The organism is Maridesulfovibrio sp., assembly GCF_963666665.1.
Classification (GTDB): Bacteria; Desulfobacterota; Desulfovibrionia; order Desulfovibrionales; family Desulfovibrionaceae; genus Maridesulfovibrio.
This window is the reverse complement of sequence record NZ_OY762999.1, coordinates 266,790-284,378: the sequence shown is the minus strand read 5'-3', so window position 1 is coordinate 284,378 and position 17,589 is coordinate 266,790. Positions and strand designations below refer to the sequence as shown.

Sequence of the window (17,589 nt, the reverse complement as noted above, 5' to 3'; positions counted from 1 at the left end):
CTTATATAGTCAAAGGAGGTAGATGAATCCTTCTTTAGCGAATCCTAGAGAGGTACAGGCTGGTCAAGGGTTGTCTTAGCCTTGATTTCACCGGTACGCTTTACAATAATCTTTTCTGCCGGGATATCTGCCCCGGCCTGCTTGAGAGCTGCAGCCACAATTCTGCTGAAATTGGAACAGCAGGGAACCTCCATTTCCAGCACGGTGATGGACTTGATACCGCTCACGCTGAAAATTTCGGACAGACGCTGTACGTAAAGCTGCACATCATCAAACTTCGGGCAGCCCATAAGCACCTTCTTACCGGGCAGAAATCTTTCATGATACCCCGGAAGTGAAACGGCAACACAATCCGCAGTCAGCAACAGGTCAGCACCCTTAAGGAACGGAGCATCAGCAGGCACCAGACGAATCTGGATCGGCCAGTGGGTCAGTTGCGAAGGTCCGGCCTCTGCTTCAGTCGGCACATTGGCCTGCTGGCAAGGAGAAGCTGCCGGAGCAAAAGCCTCAATCCTAGACCCGGCACAGCCGCAACCGCCGGAAGCAGGCTTGGCCTTGGGACCATTCAGATGCAGGCTCTTGGGATCAGGCATGTGATTGGGAACCGCACGGCCCTGTTCAGTCAGCAGTTCCTTAACTGCTTCAGGATCAAAGTCGTCGGCTTCCACTTCAATGACCTTCAGAGCACCTGTGGGACATTCACCCAGACAGGCACCCAAGCCGTCACAGTACTTCTCAGCAACAAGCCTGGCCTTGCCGTCAATAATCTGCAATGCGCCTTCTTCACAGCCCGGTACACACTGACCGCAACCGTCACACAACTCTTCATCTATACTAATCATCTTACGTAATACTTTCATTTTATTATCCTCCTGCGCCCCTGCGAGGCTTAGGATTTAATGCTCTTCCGCGCTTTTTATCTAAGCTGCCTTCGGCAATCCTGCCGGAGGACTTAAACCTTTTAGTAGGTTTTAGTCTGTTTGTAATTCTTCAATTGTGCCTTGGGAATAAAACCAAGACGGAAATTTGTATTAAACTTTAAACAACGCTCTGCCGGGTAAAAATAAATTGTAGTTGAAGTAAAAAGTCTTCCGGAAACAAGGGCGAAGCTTATTAAAAAGTTTTGAAGGGATTGGGTCTGGGGAAGGGGAACTTTTCCCAAAAGTTCCCCTTCCCCAGCCGCCGGAGGCAATTAACCGAGAATTACCTTGAGATCTTCTTCAGGGGTGCTGATAGGCATAATGTTGAAGTTTTCAACGAGGAAGTTCAGCACGTTGGGTGTCACGAATGCCGGGAGACTGGGTCCGAGGCGGATGTCCTTGATGCCGAGGTGCAGCAGGGTCAGCAGAATGGATACTGCCTTCTGCTCGTACCAAGAGAGGATCAGGGACAGGGGCAGGTCGTTGACGCCGCATTCGAATGCATTGGCAAGGGCTACTGCGATCTGGATTGCGGAGTAGGCATCGTTACACTGTCCAATATCCAGCAGGCGGGGAATACCGCCGATGTCGCCGAGCTGCTTGTCGAAGAAACGAAACTTACCGCAGGCGAGAGTCAGGATAACGGTATCCTGCGGGGCCTGCTCTACGAAATCTGTGTAGTAGTTACGGCCGGGCTTGGCACCATCGCAACCACCGACGAGGAAGAAATGCTTGATTGCTCCGGCCTTCACGCCTTCGATTACCTTGTCAGCTACACCGAGCACGGTGTTACGGGCGAAACCACAGAGGACCTTACCGTTGTCAGTATCAGCTTCAAAACCGGGAAGCTCCTGAGCCTTTGCGATAACTTCGGCAAAATCGCCGTTGGTTACGTGGGTAACTCCGGGCCAGCCCACGAGACCGGTGGTGTAAATATTGCCCTTGTAGCTTTCAACAGGCTTCTGGATGCAATTGGTGGTCATAAGGATAGCACCGGGGAACTGTGCAAATTCTTTAGCCTGATTCTGCCATGCGGTTCCGTAATGACCGTAGAAATGGTCAAACTTCTTCAGCTCGGGGTAACCGTGACAGGGCAACATTTCGCCGTGGGTATAAATATTGATTCCGGTTCCTTCGGTCTGCTCGAGAAGCTGGCGCAAATCCTTAAGATCGTGACCGGAAACGAGGATGGCCTTACCGGCCTTGGCACCGAGGGGAACTTCGGTGGGTACCGGATGACCGTAAGCGCCGGTGTTACCTGCATCAAGAAGTTCCATGGCCTTGAGGTTCATTTCACCGCACTTCATAGCCCAACCGACCAGTTCTTCCATGCCGAGCTGCTGCGGAACTACGGAAAGAGCTTCGTGAATCTGAGCGTAGAGTTCATCGTCTTCCTGACCAAGAATGGCAGCATGATCAGTATAAGCTGCAACACCCTTGAGGCCGTATACAAGGATCTGCTTCAAGGAACGTAGGTCTTCATTTTCATCAAAGGAAGTTACGGGGAATGCTTCGCCCTGCTTGCTCAGTTCAGCAGCGGTGCCTGCAACCTTGGTCAGCCTGCCACAGTCTGCACTGACCTTGGCAGCCAGTTCGTCACGAGCAGCAGCAACATCCTTAATGACAGGAACAAATCTTTCGTCATCAAAGTTAACATTGGTCAGGGTGGAGAACACGCCTTCAGCGGTGAGGCGGTTAACTTCGTTGGAAACCGCGATGCCTTCCTTGCGAGCTGCGGTGGCAACGGTACCGAGTTCTACGAGAACCTGTACCAGAAGATCTTGGATCGCAGAAACTTCATCAGTCTTTCCGCAAACACCCTTAACGGTACATCCCTGTCCTTTCGCTGTCTGTTCACACTGGTTACAAAACATTCTAAACTCCTTTTCAGGTAATTGGTTTTCTACTTCTTCATTACCGAATATCGAAGTAACCTTTTTAAGTATTTGATTCAGATCAAATGCCATAATTTTTCTCCCTTCCCGTTAAATACTTTTTTAAAGTTTTACCTGAATGCGGTGTATCATCCGCGATACCCCGCATTCAGAATTGCTTTCTCATTCGTTGAGTCCAAATTAGGAAAACAACGGGTAAAAGTATTTGATTCAGGTCAAGGGAGATATTTTTTATGACTTTTTTAATCTTCCCAAATAATACAGTTTACAGGACACATATCCATTGCCGACTCAATGCACTCTTCATCAGCTCCGTCGGGATTAGTAACCTGAGCAAGATCTCCGGGGCCCATTGCAAAAACATCAGGGCATTCTTCAACACAAGCTTCACATCCGATACAAGCATCAATATCAATAGCTACAGTACGACCCATATTATTTCTCCTTATACTAATAAGCTAAACCAGACGGTTCAGGTAAGAAATTAACATACTCACAAGACCTTCGAAACCATTTTTGCAACCAAAGAACATTAGCTCTATTAAGAATAATTCCTAATAGAGCATTGTAAAGTATAAATCTTAAATTTAATGAGGAGTTAGATACGAGCGACGCCCAGAAACAAGGCATGCAAAGTAATAACTATAACTAAAAATACCATGCGGGCTGTTTTGGGGGTAACTACCGGCAACCGATACCCTAGACTGGAACTGGAACAACTTGAAAGACAATCCCCGCAGAGGGTGCAGGAAATACCGGGACGTCCGGCCTCGATATCTACAGGCTTGAGAGCGTTATAGCGGCAAGCCTTGCTGCACTTCATACATTTGCAGCAATCATCTGAAATTTTCATCCGCCACGGAGAAATACGACCCAGCAGATTGGAAACAATTCCCATGGGACAAAAGGCCGTGCAATGAACCATCATGCCCATCCGGCGGGAAACCCAAAACATGACCGCTATTCCTGCTAAACCGAACAGAGCTGCACTCCAGACCGCTATCGCAACTGAAACTCCAGCCGTACGCATCCCCCACGCTGCACCAACCACCAACACCAGCAGAACCAGACGCAGCCAGATCAGCCGGGAATTGAATTTACGGGAAGGCTTAAGATCACCAACACGGCTGCACTGATCATCCCATGCACCGATGTAACAAAGATGACTGCACCATGCTGGACCGACCAGCAGCACCGATACGGTAAACAGGATGGGCATGAAAAAACCGGAACCGCGATATACCGGCCCTGCGGCAATTAGAGCAGGAACAGGTAAATGAAGCTTTCCGGTCATCAGGAACTGCTCAATTCCTGCAAGACCAAGAGCCAGTTGTCCGAAAAATACCAGCGAAAACAAAGCCCAAATACGTGGACGCATGGCTTTAGCCCCTTCAGGGCTGAACATTTTTCCACCGAGCCATGAAGCATAGCAGGCTAAGAAAAATATCTCCGCCCTGCCCCAACCGGGAAAAAAGCGGTCGGTAAGAAGAATAGGGAAAGCTACCTTGTTGCGGGTAATTTCCAGCAACAGCGCTGTCATTAAGAAGATTGCCGCTCTGAACCAACCCTGATCCTTGCTCCGGCTGAAACGCTCGCGCCCGGCAGGAGAAAAGCAATAGGCGGCAGAGAAAATAGTCGTAGCGAACAACGCGCCCATAATAACAGCCAGCCGCCCCCAATCCCCGCCAACGCCGATACGCAGATTGATCAAACCGGCCCCTTTAGCCAGCCAGATCAGCGATCCGCAGCCGAGCATAACACCTGCGACATTCCCGGCCCAGCGTTCCCGGCTGAAAGCAATTCCGGCAGTTCCGATCATAAATACAGCCAGTCCGCCATCTCCACCACGCAGGGCATGAGCGGCCAAAAGCAGATATGAAAGTGATATTATGAAAAGTCCTGCCATACTACAGCCACCCTTGAAGACATTAATTTTACAGCAATATTTTATCGTGACCGACCCGATCCATGATCCAGCCGAACCGTTTACCGTCTACATAATTATCCATCCAGAGCTTCATGCATCTGGCGATCAAGTCTAAGACTTCATCACCTGAGTATACTCCGGGAAGTTCCATACCAAGCCGAGGATGCCGTCCCAGCCTTCCGCCGACAAGAAAACGCCAGCCGCTGCGGGAACAGGATATCACTTCCGTGGGACAGACATTGGTGCAATATCCGCAGACAAGGCATTTCTCACGGGTTATGACTACCTTACCGTCAATCATTGCCATGGCCTCGTCAGGACAGTTGCGTATGCACTCTTCACAACCGATACAACCTTCATGATCAATGACCGGGACGCAAGCCCTGATCAAACCGATATCGGCAATATGCGGACGGGAACAACCATTGGGACAAGCTGCAGCGCTGACACTGACCAACTTATGCCTGTTGATCTTTTCACCGAACTTTTGCTGCAGGAATTCAGGCCAGTCACTTTCCTCAATCACTGTTTCAATGCGCTCGGCAAAATCCTCATCCACATGCAGGGCAAAACGGCATCCCCCGGAAGTTCCCCGGCAGACATTGATTACAGATACTTTATCCATACTATTTCCTTTCATCATTTTATCAGTTAGTTAATCATACAGGATATAATTCTCGCAAACTCTGACTTAAGTCATTTACCGGGCACCATTAATTATAAAAGAATGTTGTAATGAAAAAGATACACGAGCTTAACAAAATATCCCTTTTCGCAGGCCTCAATGCCGAACAGCTGGCAAAACTTGAACAGATCATCGTTCCTCGTGAATTAAAGAAAGGTGAACAGATTTTTAGCGCAGGAAGTGATGCGACAGGTTTTTATTCCATAAAATCTGGAAAAGTTAAAATCTACCGGGAATCCTTGTCCGGGAAGGAACAGATTATCCATATTTTCGGATCTGGAGAAATTTTCGGAGAAGTGCCGGTTTTTCAAGGAGCATGTTACCCCGCAAGTGCGGTGACACTTGCCAAATCAAAACTGCTTTACTTTCCTCGCGACCGTTTTGAAAAAGTAATCCGTGAAGACCCGGACCTTGCCATGTCCATGCTGGCTCTGCTTTCCGGCAGACTGCGTCAGCTGGTCAATCAAGTGGCTGCACTCAGCCTCAGCGAAGTCCCTGCAAGACTGGCCAGCTACCTGCTCCTGCTCAAATCCACTCAGAATTCCAGCAAGCTGGAGCTGGACCTGCCCAAAGGCCTGATCGCTTCCTATCTGGGAACCATTCAGGAAACCCTGTCCCGCGTATTCAAAAAAATGAGCGAGCAGGGACTTCTCAGAGTTGAAGGAAAAGAAATTGAAATTATTGATGAAGCCTCGCTGGAGTTGATCGCCAGCGGCGAAGAGCAGCTTTAGCCTTTACATTTATAAAGCTCATCCAAATCCATACGGGCCTGCTTGACCAGCGTGGCAATCTGGGGCTTGGAATACTGGCGATTGGCGCCAACAGCTTCACCTTTATGAAGTAATTCATCAGTAATCAGGGACGAAAAGAGATATACGGTCAGGTCACGCAAGTTTATATCTTCCTTGATCCTCTTGGTCAGGGCATGCCCGTCCATTCCCGGCATTTCAATATCCGAGACAACCAGTTGTACGAATTCGGAAACATGCAGTCCGGTTTTGGCTACTTTTGCAGATATCTCTTGAAGAGCCTGCCATATTTCAAGCCCATTGGAATAAGCTTCAACCTCAAAGCCGCCTCGATGCAGCGAATTTTTGACCAGATTTCGCATGGAGCGGGAATCATCAGCGCATATTGCCTGATAAACACATTCCACAGACTCTTCCACTTCTTCAAGGGAGGCCTTGTCACGCGCCGGATTAAGGTCTTCCATGGCCTGCTCAAGATCAAGAATCTGCAGAATACGATCAGGATCGGTAAGCTTTACGGTCCCGATAATAGTTCCTTCAGCATACTTAGCCATGTTTCCTTGCAGGGATTCAAGCTCGCTCCAGCTTACACGGTGGATACGGTTAACCCCGGAAACAAGAAAAGCGCTGACTATTTCATTAAATTCAGTAACCAAAACCATGCGCCGATCTTTGGATACAGGCTCCATACGCAACCAGCCGCTAAGATCAATAAGAGGGATGACCGACCCCATAAATTCAAACATTCCCAAAACCAACGGGCTCTTGGGATCAATTTCAGACGGTCCTTTCGGTATATTTCCATTCTGCTTGCGTCCTGAAAAATTTTTCAGATCCGCTTCGCGGACAATTTTCTTTACTTTGGCCACGTTCAGGCCGAACGACCAGCGTTTGTAATTATCTCCACTACCCTCATCAAGATAAACTTCCAGAAGCTCAACTTCGTTGGTTCCGGATTCAAGCAGAATTCTACTCCCCGTCATTACTGGCTATCCCCTCAATTCGCTTTAAACTTAATCGATTTTTATACCTGATCCATGAATTACCGCACCTGCGAGTTTCAGTCCAGCACTCTCGTCCAAAAAGCACCGAATCACCATATATTTAACTTTTCAGTTTCTCTTTCAGGGCTGCAAGCATGTTATTGAAAACAATACTCCAGTCTCCCGGACTTTTCTGGCGAAAAAGCGTCATACTGGGATACCAGGGAGAATCCTTGCGCTTTCGCATCCAGCGCCAATCAGGATTATAAGGAATAGCAACCCAGACTGGTATATTCAAAGCACCGGCCAGATGAGCGACCGAAGTATCCACAGTAATAATAAGATCCAGCTGCCCCATAACCTTGGCCGTATCCGCAAAATCTTCACAGCCGTTACCGAGATCACGCACCAGCACTCCGCAACCGAATTCTTCACGCTGCTTTGTTTCCGGTCCTTTTTGCAGGGAATAAATGCTCACACCGGGAATTCCGGCAAAAAGCATGAAATTTTCAATACTAACCGAACGGTTGTGGTCATTTTTATGGGTAGGCTTACCGGCCCAGACAATTCCAATCTTGAATTTAGTTCCTTCAGGGACATGAACCGGAAATCCAGCTTGTGCCGGAGCGGCGAGGTAAGGGCACTCCCGGGGAATGGACTTCAGGTCATGCTTTAAAATTCTAGGCAGGCTTATCAACGGGGTCTGGACATCAAATTCAGGTAATTTATCACCGCCGCTGACAATTTTTTCAATACCATCTATCCCTTCAAGCAATGAAACCAGTTCCGGCTGACACTCGAAAACAACCTTCCCCCCTGCTTCAGCAACAAGCGGAAGGTAACGGCAGAAATTCAAGGTATCCCCGAAGCCCTGCTCATGATAGATGAAAATTCTTTTCCCGTTTAAAGGGGAGCCGTCCCAAAGCGGCTGGCGGAAATGTCGGGGAAGCAGTTCCTTGCGCTTCCAGCGGTACTCATAAAGCTCAAAACCGTTTATGAAATCTCCCTTGGACAATAAAGCCAGGGACTTATCCCAGTTAATCCTATGATCGTCAGGCTTAAAATTCAGGCAATGATTGAAAAGGCGAATCGATTCGTCAAGTTTTCCAAGGTCCTGCAAAACTAATCCGAGGTTGTAATAGGCATCTATAAATTTACGGTCCAGTTCAATTGCCCTGCGATGGCAGGCTACTGATTCCTTAAGCTGCCCCAACCTGCGCAGCACGTTGCCCAGATTGCTCCATGCACCGGGACTGTCCGGTTTAACGGCAATTGCCCTGCGGTAACATGCTTCTGCAGCCTTAAATTTATCCTGCGCTCGCAAGGCCACCCCAAGATTACCCAAAAGGACAGGATCGTCCGGCAACAGGCTCAGTGCCATGGAATACAAAGAGACAGCTTCATCATAATTGCCAGCGGAATGCGCCCTCACAGCATTAATAAAAATTTCTTTAACCCTGGGCGGAACAGTATCGATCCATTCAGGCTGCTTACTTTCCTTTTTCGGGGAGACGGGGCTTTTTGTGCTCATCGTTCCCTCATAGCATAGCTCATGGAGCCCATGAACGGCTCAAGAATATATTCCATCACCGAACGTGTTCCTATATGAATTCCGGCAATTACCCGTATACCGGGAAAAAGCTTATAGTAATTTCCATCGTGCTCGAAGAAATCCTTATCAGTCTCAATACGCACCCTGTAAAAGGTCAATCCACGGTCAGTTGAATCTGCATCCGGGCTGATGTTAACAACCTTGCCGTCAATATTGCCGAATCGGGAAGCATCGCTGGAAGCCAGTTTGACCACCGCCTTCTGCCCGTCCTTAACGTAACCGATATCACTGATGGGCAAACGCGCTTCAATGACCAGCTTATCCCCGGCCGGAACAATATCCATGATGGTCATCCCGGAGCGCACAACTTCGCCCACGCTGACCACGTACAGAGTCTTCACCACCCCATCCACAGGGGAGCGGATGATAGTCCGGTTCAGGTTATCCTCAAATTTCCTGAGCCGCTGGGAAAGCTCATCAAATTCCCTTCGTGCTTCCTGAAGTTCTTCACGCACCGAAGCCAGATAGGAGTTCCTGATCTCGCCGATGTCGGCCTTGGCCTGCGCCAAAGCGGAACGGGCCTTGGCAAGTTTGGCTGAATCCTCTTCAATCGAGCTTTTAAGATTTGACTCTTCCTTAAGAAAACCGAGATGCTTGTACCGTGAGGTCAACCCGTCTTCCAGCAATCCGGCACTTATTTTAATCTGTTCACGCAAAAGCTTAAGACTGTTCAAGGAGTTACGCTGCCGTGAACTGATCTGATTAATATCCTGCTCGCGCTGTTTGATCTTTTCATGCTCGGAAAGCAGGTCACTTTCAACCCGGGCCTTCCTGGTCTGAAACAGTTTCAGGGACCGCTCAATCAAAGCCGGAAATTTTTCATAAATATCTTTAGGATAATCAGGAGCATCAAGCCCTTTATCCTCAGCAGACAGACGGGCTATATTCACCCTCAGGGAAGTGACTCGAACCTCAAGTTCATCAACAGTGGAATCGCTGGCGGTTGCTTCAAGAACTATAAGCTCCTGCCCCTTGGCCACCCTCTCACCTTCGCGAACATTGATCTTCATGATAATGCCGCCTTCAAGGTGCTGAACGGGCTTGACCCTTGAGCTGGGAATAACCTCGCCTTCAGCCTGACTGACTATATCCAGCTGGAAATAACAGGCCCACGCCAGAAAAGCGAGGCACATGGCTATGCACAGGAAAAGAAAGAAATGACTGGCAGCCTTTACTTCACCTGAATATTCAGGGCTCATGCTGTTCATTGCGCACTCCCGCTCTTGGATGAGTGAGTTCCCTTCGGCGCAACATCCTTTTTAGGATATAAGACATTTGGTTTCGGCTTGTTTCCAAGGTCTATAATGATATCAGCACGCTGCATAAGACGCATATCCTGCGAAACAATAATCAAGGTTTTCTTGGCCTTAGCCATGCTCTGGATGATCATATCCATAACCCGCAACCCTTCGATATCAAATCCCTCGGCAGGTTCATCAAGCACAGCCACTGCCCCTTGCACGGAAATAGCACGGGCAAGGGCAAGCCTGCGCCTGATACCAACTGCCAGTTCTGCCCCGCCGTTTACCACTTGTGCATCCAGCCCCTGAACGCTGGTATCAAGATATTTTTTAAGTCCTGCGATTTCCACCACCCGGTTCAGACGATCGTCATCCATACCCGGACTGTTCAGACAAATATTTTCCCTGATGGTTGCATTCAAGAAGGTAGGTTCCTGCGGGAGGTACATAACCTGCTTGCGCCACCACGGTGCGGAAAGCTGACGGACATCCACTCCGCCCACAAGAATCTGTCCCCGGCCGGGATCAATAAGCCCCAGCAGCAATCGTACAAGGGAAGTCTTTCCGGCCCCGTTATGCCCGGTGACAATTACGATATTACCCGGTTCAATATTCACATCCAGACCTTCAAAAAGAGGTCCGGTAGAACCGGGATAGGCAAAGCCGAGGTCTTTGATTTCAATTGCACCCCGGTAATCCTTGAGTTCTGTACCTGTTTCGGATTCAAGGGGCTGGCGGACGAATTCATGCAAAGATTGCATTATCTGTCCGGCCTGAGCGATCATGGTCCGCGATTTCATAAAAGAGGCTGAGACAGCCAGAGCCTTGCCGGAAAGAATGGAAGCACCGATCAATCCCCCGGTGCTCATTGATCCGGCAACAACTTCACGTGCGCCCACAGCATAAATCAAAACCCGCAGTAACATGGAGATACTCTGCAACACAGCCTGCCCGCGAGTTCCACTCTGAACCATGTCCCGCTTAATCTGCTGCAGCTTGTCCATTTGTGCCTGAAAAACTCCGGTCAGATGACCGCGCCCGCCGAATGCTCGGACAGTATCAGCACCGCTGATGGCATTGGCGAGGTTGCCACGATGGACAACTGATTCATTACGCATGGCATCGTTCATCTGCTTGCCGCGACGCATATTCAGCCAGCCCGCAAGCATGGAACACCCGATAGCCAGCATAGTGATCAAGGCCAGTACCGGACTGAGGAAAAAGGTAGCACCCACAAAAAGAAGAAAAAAAGGCATATCCAGAACAGAGCATATAACGGATGCATCATAGCCTGACTGTACAACCTGTATCCCACTCATGAGCTCATGAATTCGGGCCGGTGGAATCCTGCCCAAAGTACTCATTTTGGCCCGGGCAAGGCAGCCCAGCACAGTCTCGGAAAGCACACGGTCTGGCCCCACATTGACAGCCGACGCCAGACGAACCCGAACCACAGTAAAAGCATGGTTCAAAACCCCGGCAATGAGCATTCCGACTGTAAGCGTAATCAAAGTCCCGTCAAAACCATAACCAACATAACGGTTCAAGACCTGAATTACGAAAATGGGAGAAGCTAGGGAAAGTATATTGATAAAAAAAGACGCGAGGCAGATTTCGAAAGCCAAAAACGCATGTAGCGATAATCTCCTCAACAACTCTCTCATGTGACCAATCCCCTATCCAAAGTAAAAAAATCAAAAACTGCCCGGAAAAAGAAAATTCCATGAGCATGCACACATGGAATTTTCAGTAAACTTCTAAATTACGCTTAAAGCTTATTTGAAAACATCAATGTTCATCATGCCCATTTCATAGAGAAGCTTGTAGGCAAAGATAATGTTATCAATGTCAGCAGTGACGCTGGCGCTGGTGGCTGTAGAGTAATCCCTTTCACCTACGAGGATATCAAGAAGTTCCACCTGCTCACCAGTGGCTCTCTTTTTCTTGATCAGCTCAAGGAATTCCGCGGTGATGTTAGCCTGAGTCCTGTAGAGTTCAGCGTTCTTACGCAGAGTCATGAGCTCAAGCCATGCATTGCGGACATTTTCCTCAACAGTGCGGCGCACATCAAGGGTCTGCTTGCGGATTTCACGCAGATTGGCCTTGGCGGACTGAGTGGCCTCGTATTCATACAGGCCGGAAAAACCGGAGTAGCCAACCTGAAAAGTTGCCTTGTTCTCGGTTCTTACACCGCTGGCACCCTGATCCTGTTCCCGTCTTTTGCCTTCAAGTACAAATTCGAACTTAGGGTAAAGGGTGGCTTCCTGCACATTAACATCGTGGTAAAGCCTTTCCTTGGAAAATTTAAGCTGCAGCAACAGCGGGTTCTGGGCCTGAGCCTGAGTGATAGCATCATCGAGTGATGCAGGCATATAGCCGGCAGGCATGGGAACCGGAACCATCTTATCGATTTCATCCATAGCAATGGGGAAACCGTAAACAGCCTTGAAACGGTTGCGTGCAGTCTGCAGGGAACGCTCAATTGTCACTCTGTATGAAGTAGCCCCGGCAAGCTGGGCCTTAATCTGGAGCTCCTTATAGGAAAGCCCTGCCCCGCGCTTAACCAAAGTCTCTTCCATACCGGAAAGACGCTTCATGCTTTCTTCGGACTGAATGGCGTATTTAAGGGTTTCCCTTGCCCGGATCAAGCCGAGATAAGCTTCAACACCCTGAATCATCAGTTCCTGACGGATCTGTTCGAGAACAGCCTTATATTCGTTCAGCAGGGCTTTGCTGCTGTCGATATCACTATTCACACCGCCGAAGTCCCAGAGGAGCTGGGTGGCCTGAATTCTTTCTTCGTTACGTCCTTTGTTGGTTCCGCCACCAGGCTTATCAATTTCTTCGCGCCCGCCCTCCACGGAAACATCAAAAGTTGGAGTCCAGCCGGACCAACTCTGGGATACAAGGTGTTCAGCGGATTCAACTCGCGCTTCAGCAGCCTTGATACGGTCATGAGTTGAAAGAAGATCATTGAGGATTGCTCTAAGATAAGGCTTACCGTCAGCCTGATCAGGATTCATAGGAGCCATTTCCTGCTGTGCCGAAGCAATGCTGAACACCCCTGCCAGCAGGCAGAGCGCCAAACTCAAAATTAAGACCTTAATTGCTTTCACCACACAACCCTCCCAAAAAAAATAAACATATTAATCAGATAAAACAAAAAGTTTTCTTGTTTTTATTTTATTGTTACATATATATATAAATTTAATTGAAAAATCCAGATGATTCATACATATATAATAGTATTTACTAATATCTTTTAACATAAATTTTAGCCTACATCCAAAAAAAATGCTGCGTGCACTAAAAAAAATAGCCGGTTCTGATTCATTTTTTCTACTCCTAACCGGGGTTGCTGTCTCTGTTTTGGTGGCTTCCCTTTATATTTTTCAGCCCCCGATCCTGCAGTTCGTGGATTACAAAATCTATGACCAATTTATGCGCTCCAGCCCTGTGGGTACCAAAACCAATATTCCGGTAATCGTTGATATTGATGATGAAAGCCTTGCGGAACTGGGACAATGGCCGTGGCCCCGCTACCGTATGGCACTGCTGCTGGCTAAAATACAGCAGGCCGGAGCACTCTCAACCGGGCTTGATATTCTCATCGGCGAGCCGGACCGCACCTCCCCGGCCACCATTAAAAAAAGCTTGCAAGAAGAATTGGGCGTAGCGGTTAATTTCAAAGGGCTGCCTCAAGGATTAATGGACAATGATCTGGTCTTGGCTGACGTCCTTAAAAACGGACGTTTTGTGCTCGGATTCTACTTTGACTTTATTGAAGAACAGACTCCATCCGTGAATGCCCAGCCCTGCTTTGTCAAACCGGTACCCATTGCCCAGATCAAAGCCAAGGGAGCGCCTCCGCTCAAGGATTTGACCCTGAATGCACTGGACGCAATCTGTCCGCTGCCCGTATTGGCAAAAGCTTCACCTCTGTGCGGCTTCTATAATTCAATCACCGACTATGACGGAGTTGTCCGCCGGGTTCCGCTGATTATCACCAAGGACGGCAAGCAATACCCAAGCCTCGCCCTTGCCACACTTATGAAGGCGTTGGGACGCAAGAACATCATTGCCAAAACAAGTCCCATCGGCATTGAATCCATCCGCGTAGGCAAAACAACCATACCGGTTGATGCCAAGGGGCAGATGCTGGTCCGCTACCGGGGCGGCATGGAAGAATTTCCCTACTACAGCGCCAAGGACATCCTCAGCGGCAAGGTCGGTGAAAAAGAATTGAATGGTAAAATCATATTTATGGGTACCTCTGCCGCAGGATTGCGCGATTTAAGAGTTACCCCTTTTGCTTCGGACTATCCCGGAGTTGAAGTCCATGCCACCATAGTGGACAACATCCTGACCCGTGACTTCCTGCTCAAGCCGGACTGGGTTCCCGGTCTGGAACTGCTACTGGTCCTCGCTGCGGGTATCATCTCCATGATTCTGCTGACATGGTCCCGTTCAATGTGGATGATCCTGCCTATCGCGGTCATGGGTGCCGGTATTGTTTACGGATCACTGCATGTTTTTCAGGAATATAGCGCGTACCTGACCCCAATGTATGCACTGATAGCACTGGGTACAAACTTCACCTTGCTGACTCTAATCAAATTTTGGCGGGAAGAAGGACAGAAAAAATTCCTGCAGGCCACATTCTCATCTTATCTGGCTCCGGAACTTATCGATGAGATGTTCAGCAACCGCGAAATGCCGGAACTCGGTGGCGAAGCAAGAGAAATCACAGCCTACTTCACCGATATCCAAAGCTTCTCAACCTTCTCGGAAAAGCTTACCGCTCCGCAGCTGGTTGAACTGCTCAACGAATATCTCTCGGTCATGACCGACATCCTCATCGAAGAAAAAGGAACTCTCGATAAATATGAAGGTGATGCGATTATCGCCTTTTTCGGCGCGCCCATGGATGTGCCGGACCACGCCCTGCGCGCCTGCCGTGTGGCAGTGAAAATGCAGCGATCAGGAATCGAATTACGCGAAAAATGGGCCAAGGAAAGACAGCTGCCCGATGAACCGGACCGCAACACCAAGAATTTCCCCGAAGAGCAATGGGCCAAAGGCGAAAAATGGCCCAGAGTTGTCCACAACATGCGCACAAGAATCGGGGTTAACTCCGGTGAAATCGTGGTCGGCAACATGGGTTCATCCATGCGCATGAACTACACCATGATGGGTGACGCTGTTAACCTCGCAGCCCGTCTGGAGGAAGGAGCCAAGCAGTTCGGCATATTCACTGCGGTGTCTCATTTCACGCTGGATCAGGAAGTGGAAGTAGACGGCCAAACCCACAAGATTCTTGACCTCGTGGAAGCACGACTTATCGATAACATTCAGGTTGTCGGTAAGAACGAACCGGTCCGAATCTACGAGCTGGTAGCCATGAAAGGCGGCCTTACCGAAAGCGAAGAAATCCTCTTCGACCTCTTCGCCAAAGCACGAGAAGAATACGTCGCCCAGAACTGGGACAAGGCCATTGAGCTGTATCAGGAAGCCAACAAATACGAACTATACGACGACACCAAATTCACCCCCTCAGACGTGTTCATCAAACGCGCCGAGGAGCACAAGATCAATCCGCCTGTCCCCGAAGGAGAACTTTGGGATGGGGTTTATCGGATGACTAAGAAGTAGAAACGCGAACAGACCCGTTTAATGAAAAATTCTCAGGCGATATTGACAATTCCCCGATAATGAAGAACTTCAAGGGTATAACTTTGCGAGGAAAACATGAAATTACTGATCGAGAATTTTTACAATATCAAGCACGCCGAACTGGATTTCAAAAAATTCAACATACTGATCGGTCCGCAGGCTGCGGGGAAGAGTTTGATTGCGAAGATGTTGTATTTCATGGAAGAAATAATCAACACTTACGAAATGCAAAGCCTTTCATTAGAAGAGATAAAGCCGCATAATGAATTAAATAATAACTTCTTCCAACTTTTCTATTCCATATTTGAAAAAAGGTCACTTAACAATAAGTTCAACATCACACTATCTGCAGAAAATAGAAGTACATGGGAATTCAACTCAAAAGGCCTAATTCCAAGTAAATATTTATTTAGCAATGACCCAAAAGCTGAACGCACAGTTAGGAATTCAAAAAAGATCAATACAGATCTAAAAAATATGTATCAATCGTACATAGAAATAAAAGAGAGGTTAGATAAGATTGAAGACACATCGAATGAATTTTATTCTACTTCACTAAATTTTAAAAATTCATTTGAAAATTTTCTAAACGCCTTAAACACAAGTTTAGACTCAGCACATTTATTTATCCCAGCTTCAAGATCACTTGTTAATATTATTTCAGACAACTCTTTTTGGATGAGAGAAAGCAACATAGACGCATTACTAGTACGCTTTGGACAAACTTACTCGAGACAACTTAAAAGAGATACCGCTGACAAACCTCTCACATGCAAAAACTTAAACTCCATAACCAACGGACAAATTGAACGACAGGACTCAGGATACGTTATAAATGAAAACGGAAGACTTGTAAGTCTAGCTAATGCGTCATCAGGGCAACAAGCAACACTACCCATTTTAGTAGGATTAAACAAAGTCAGCGAAGCTTCTGTACAACACACCTACATTGAAGAACCAGAAGCACACATATTCCCAGATGCCCAAAACCTGCTGACCCGATACATAGCAGAAATACACAACCAAACAAGAACGAACATAACATTAACAACCCACAGCCCTTATCTGCTGACAACAGTAAATACACTTATTTATGCGAATACCGTAGCCAGTCAAAGCGAAGAAAAGGCAGCTAAAGTAATGGAAATCATTCCTGAAAGCGAATGGCTAAAAGCAGAAGATGTAGCCGCATACATGGTGAACGAAGACGGAACAGTTCGCTCCATCATGGATGAAGAGACAGGACTAATTGACGCTGACAGCATTGATGATGTTTCCGATGTAATTGGAAGTGAATTCAATAAAATTTTGGATATTGAATTCGAAGAAGAGGCTGCGAATGCCTAAGGATTGCGAGAAAGTACTCAAGAAAAAAAGTCATATTCTTGAAGACAGAAAAACCGGATCAAAAGCATCAGTCAGACTTGAAAATAAAACTCAAACAAAATTTACAGTTATTGAATTTGATGGCTGTGAAATGAAAAACGAAACAGCCTGCGATTATGTCGTCACGACAGATAAACGGGCTTTGTATGTTGAATTGAAAGGTTCAGATGTACGCAAAGCACACAAACAAGTCCTTGTCGCCGTCAATCACTACCAAAAATCACACAGCTCAAAAAGCAAAACTGGAATTATTGCTTTCACAGGAAGACCTAAAGAAAGTAGCTTTATACAAACACAAAAACGAGCATTGATGCTGAAACACAAACTCAAAATGATTTGTGAACGTTCTCCCGTTACTCATAAGCTTTAGCTCTAAAGATCAAAGCCCTCCCCCGGAAATTCCGAAGGAGGGCTTTACTTTATCCCAAACAATTTAAATTTGATAGATCAATCCCGAAACGGCTAAAGCCACTGCAATCAACCACCAAAACGTTTTCCTGAATCCTGCCCAAAAGCTA

The 17,589-nt window shown here is 47.7% G+C and carries 14 protein-coding genes; 4 read left to right on the top strand and 10 right to left on the bottom strand.

Annotated elements, in window-relative coordinates:
• Positions 1 to 44: 44 nt before the first annotated feature.
• The 5 genes from ACKU40_RS01195 to ACKU40_RS01175 all read right to left on the bottom strand — a co-directional run bounded on the left by ACKU40_RS01195 (position 45) and on the right by ACKU40_RS01175 (position 5,367).
• Positions 45 to 860, bottom strand: a complete 816-nt coding sequence (locus ACKU40_RS01195; RefSeq protein ID WP_320174719.1) for a 4Fe-4S binding protein — start codon at positions 858 to 860, stop codon at positions 45 to 47.
• A 332-nt stretch (positions 861 to 1,192) separates the two neighbouring features.
• Positions 1,193 to 2,794, bottom strand: coding sequence for a hydroxylamine reductase (hcp, locus tag ACKU40_RS01190; protein WP_320176357.1), 1,602 nt, complete (start codon positions 2,792 to 2,794; stop codon positions 1,193 to 1,195).
• 263 nt (positions 2,795 to 3,057) lie between these two features.
• The gene (locus ACKU40_RS01185; protein WP_015852718.1) at positions 3,058 to 3,249 is read right to left on the bottom strand and encodes a ferredoxin; all 192 of its coding nucleotides are present in this window, start codon (positions 3,247 to 3,249) and stop codon (positions 3,058 to 3,060) included.
• A gap of 164 nt (positions 3,250 to 3,413) precedes the next feature.
• On the bottom strand, positions 3,414 to 4,721 hold the full coding sequence (locus ACKU40_RS01180; RefSeq protein ID WP_320174718.1) for a 4Fe-4S binding protein: 1,308 nt from the start codon (positions 4,719 to 4,721) through the stop codon (positions 3,414 to 3,416).
• A 28-nt stretch (positions 4,722 to 4,749) separates the two neighbouring features.
• Positions 4,750 to 5,367, bottom strand: coding sequence for a 4Fe-4S dicluster domain-containing protein (locus ACKU40_RS01175; RefSeq protein ID WP_320174717.1), 618 nt, complete (start codon positions 5,365 to 5,367; stop codon positions 4,750 to 4,752).
• A 110-nt stretch (positions 5,368 to 5,477) separates the two neighbouring features.
• On the opposite strand from ACKU40_RS01175, the gene ACKU40_RS01170 reads away from it, so the two are divergent.
• Positions 5,478 to 6,158 (top strand): Crp/Fnr family transcriptional regulator, encoded by a 681-nt coding sequence (locus tag ACKU40_RS01170; RefSeq protein ID WP_320174716.1) that lies wholly within the window; start codon positions 5,478 to 5,480, stop codon positions 6,156 to 6,158.
• Here the strand turns inward: ACKU40_RS01170 and ACKU40_RS01165 are convergent.
• The 5 genes from ACKU40_RS01165 to ACKU40_RS01145 form a co-directional block, all read right to left on the bottom strand.
• Entirely contained in the window at positions 6,155 to 7,159 is a 1,005-nt protein-coding gene (locus tag ACKU40_RS01165) for a chemotaxis protein (RefSeq protein WP_320174715.1), read from the bottom strand. The two genes, ACKU40_RS01170 and ACKU40_RS01165, sit on opposite strands and share 4 nt — an antisense overlap.
• 121 nt (positions 7,160 to 7,280) lie before the next feature.
• Entirely contained in the window at positions 7,281 to 8,690 is a 1,410-nt protein-coding gene (locus ACKU40_RS01160; protein ID WP_320174714.1) for a tetratricopeptide repeat-containing glycosyltransferase family protein, read from the bottom strand.
• Positions 8,687 to 9,979 carry an HlyD family type I secretion periplasmic adaptor subunit gene (locus ACKU40_RS01155; RefSeq protein WP_320174713.1) on the bottom strand — a complete coding sequence of 431 codons (1,293 nt, stop codon included), beginning with the start codon at positions 9,977 to 9,979 and terminating at the stop codon, positions 8,687 to 8,689. The genes ACKU40_RS01160 and ACKU40_RS01155 overlap by 4 nt, the downstream gene beginning before the upstream one ends.
• Positions 9,976 to 11,676, bottom strand: a complete 1,701-nt coding sequence (locus tag ACKU40_RS01150) for an ATP-binding cassette domain-containing protein (protein ID WP_320174712.1) — start codon at positions 11,674 to 11,676, stop codon at positions 9,976 to 9,978. The genes ACKU40_RS01155 and ACKU40_RS01150 overlap by 4 nt, the downstream gene beginning before the upstream one ends.
• A 111-nt stretch (positions 11,677 to 11,787) precedes the next feature.
• The gene (locus tag ACKU40_RS01145; protein ID WP_320174711.1) at positions 11,788 to 13,131 is read right to left on the bottom strand and encodes a TolC family protein; all 1,344 of its coding nucleotides are present in this window, start codon (positions 13,129 to 13,131) and stop codon (positions 11,788 to 11,790) included.
• A 175-nt stretch (positions 13,132 to 13,306) separates the two neighbouring features.
• On the opposite strand from ACKU40_RS01145, the gene ACKU40_RS01140 reads away from it, so the two are divergent.
• The 3 genes from ACKU40_RS01140 (at position 13,307) to ACKU40_RS01130 (ending at position 17,441) form a co-directional block, all read left to right on the top strand.
• Positions 13,307 to 15,664 (top strand): adenylate/guanylate cyclase domain-containing protein, encoded by a 2,358-nt coding sequence (locus ACKU40_RS01140; protein WP_320174710.1) that lies wholly within the window; start codon positions 13,307 to 13,309, stop codon positions 15,662 to 15,664.
• A gap of 96 nt (positions 15,665 to 15,760) precedes the next feature.
• A complete protein-coding gene (locus tag ACKU40_RS01135; RefSeq protein ID WP_320174709.1) occupies positions 15,761 to 17,032 on the top strand; it encodes an AAA family ATPase in 1,272 nt (423 codons plus the stop codon).
• Positions 17,025 to 17,441 carry a hypothetical protein gene (locus ACKU40_RS01130; RefSeq protein WP_320174708.1) on the top strand — a complete coding sequence of 139 codons (417 nt, stop codon included), beginning with the start codon at positions 17,025 to 17,027 and terminating at the stop codon, positions 17,439 to 17,441. The genes ACKU40_RS01135 and ACKU40_RS01130 overlap by 8 nt, the downstream gene beginning before the upstream one ends.
• Positions 17,442 to 17,589: the final 148 nt, after the last annotated feature.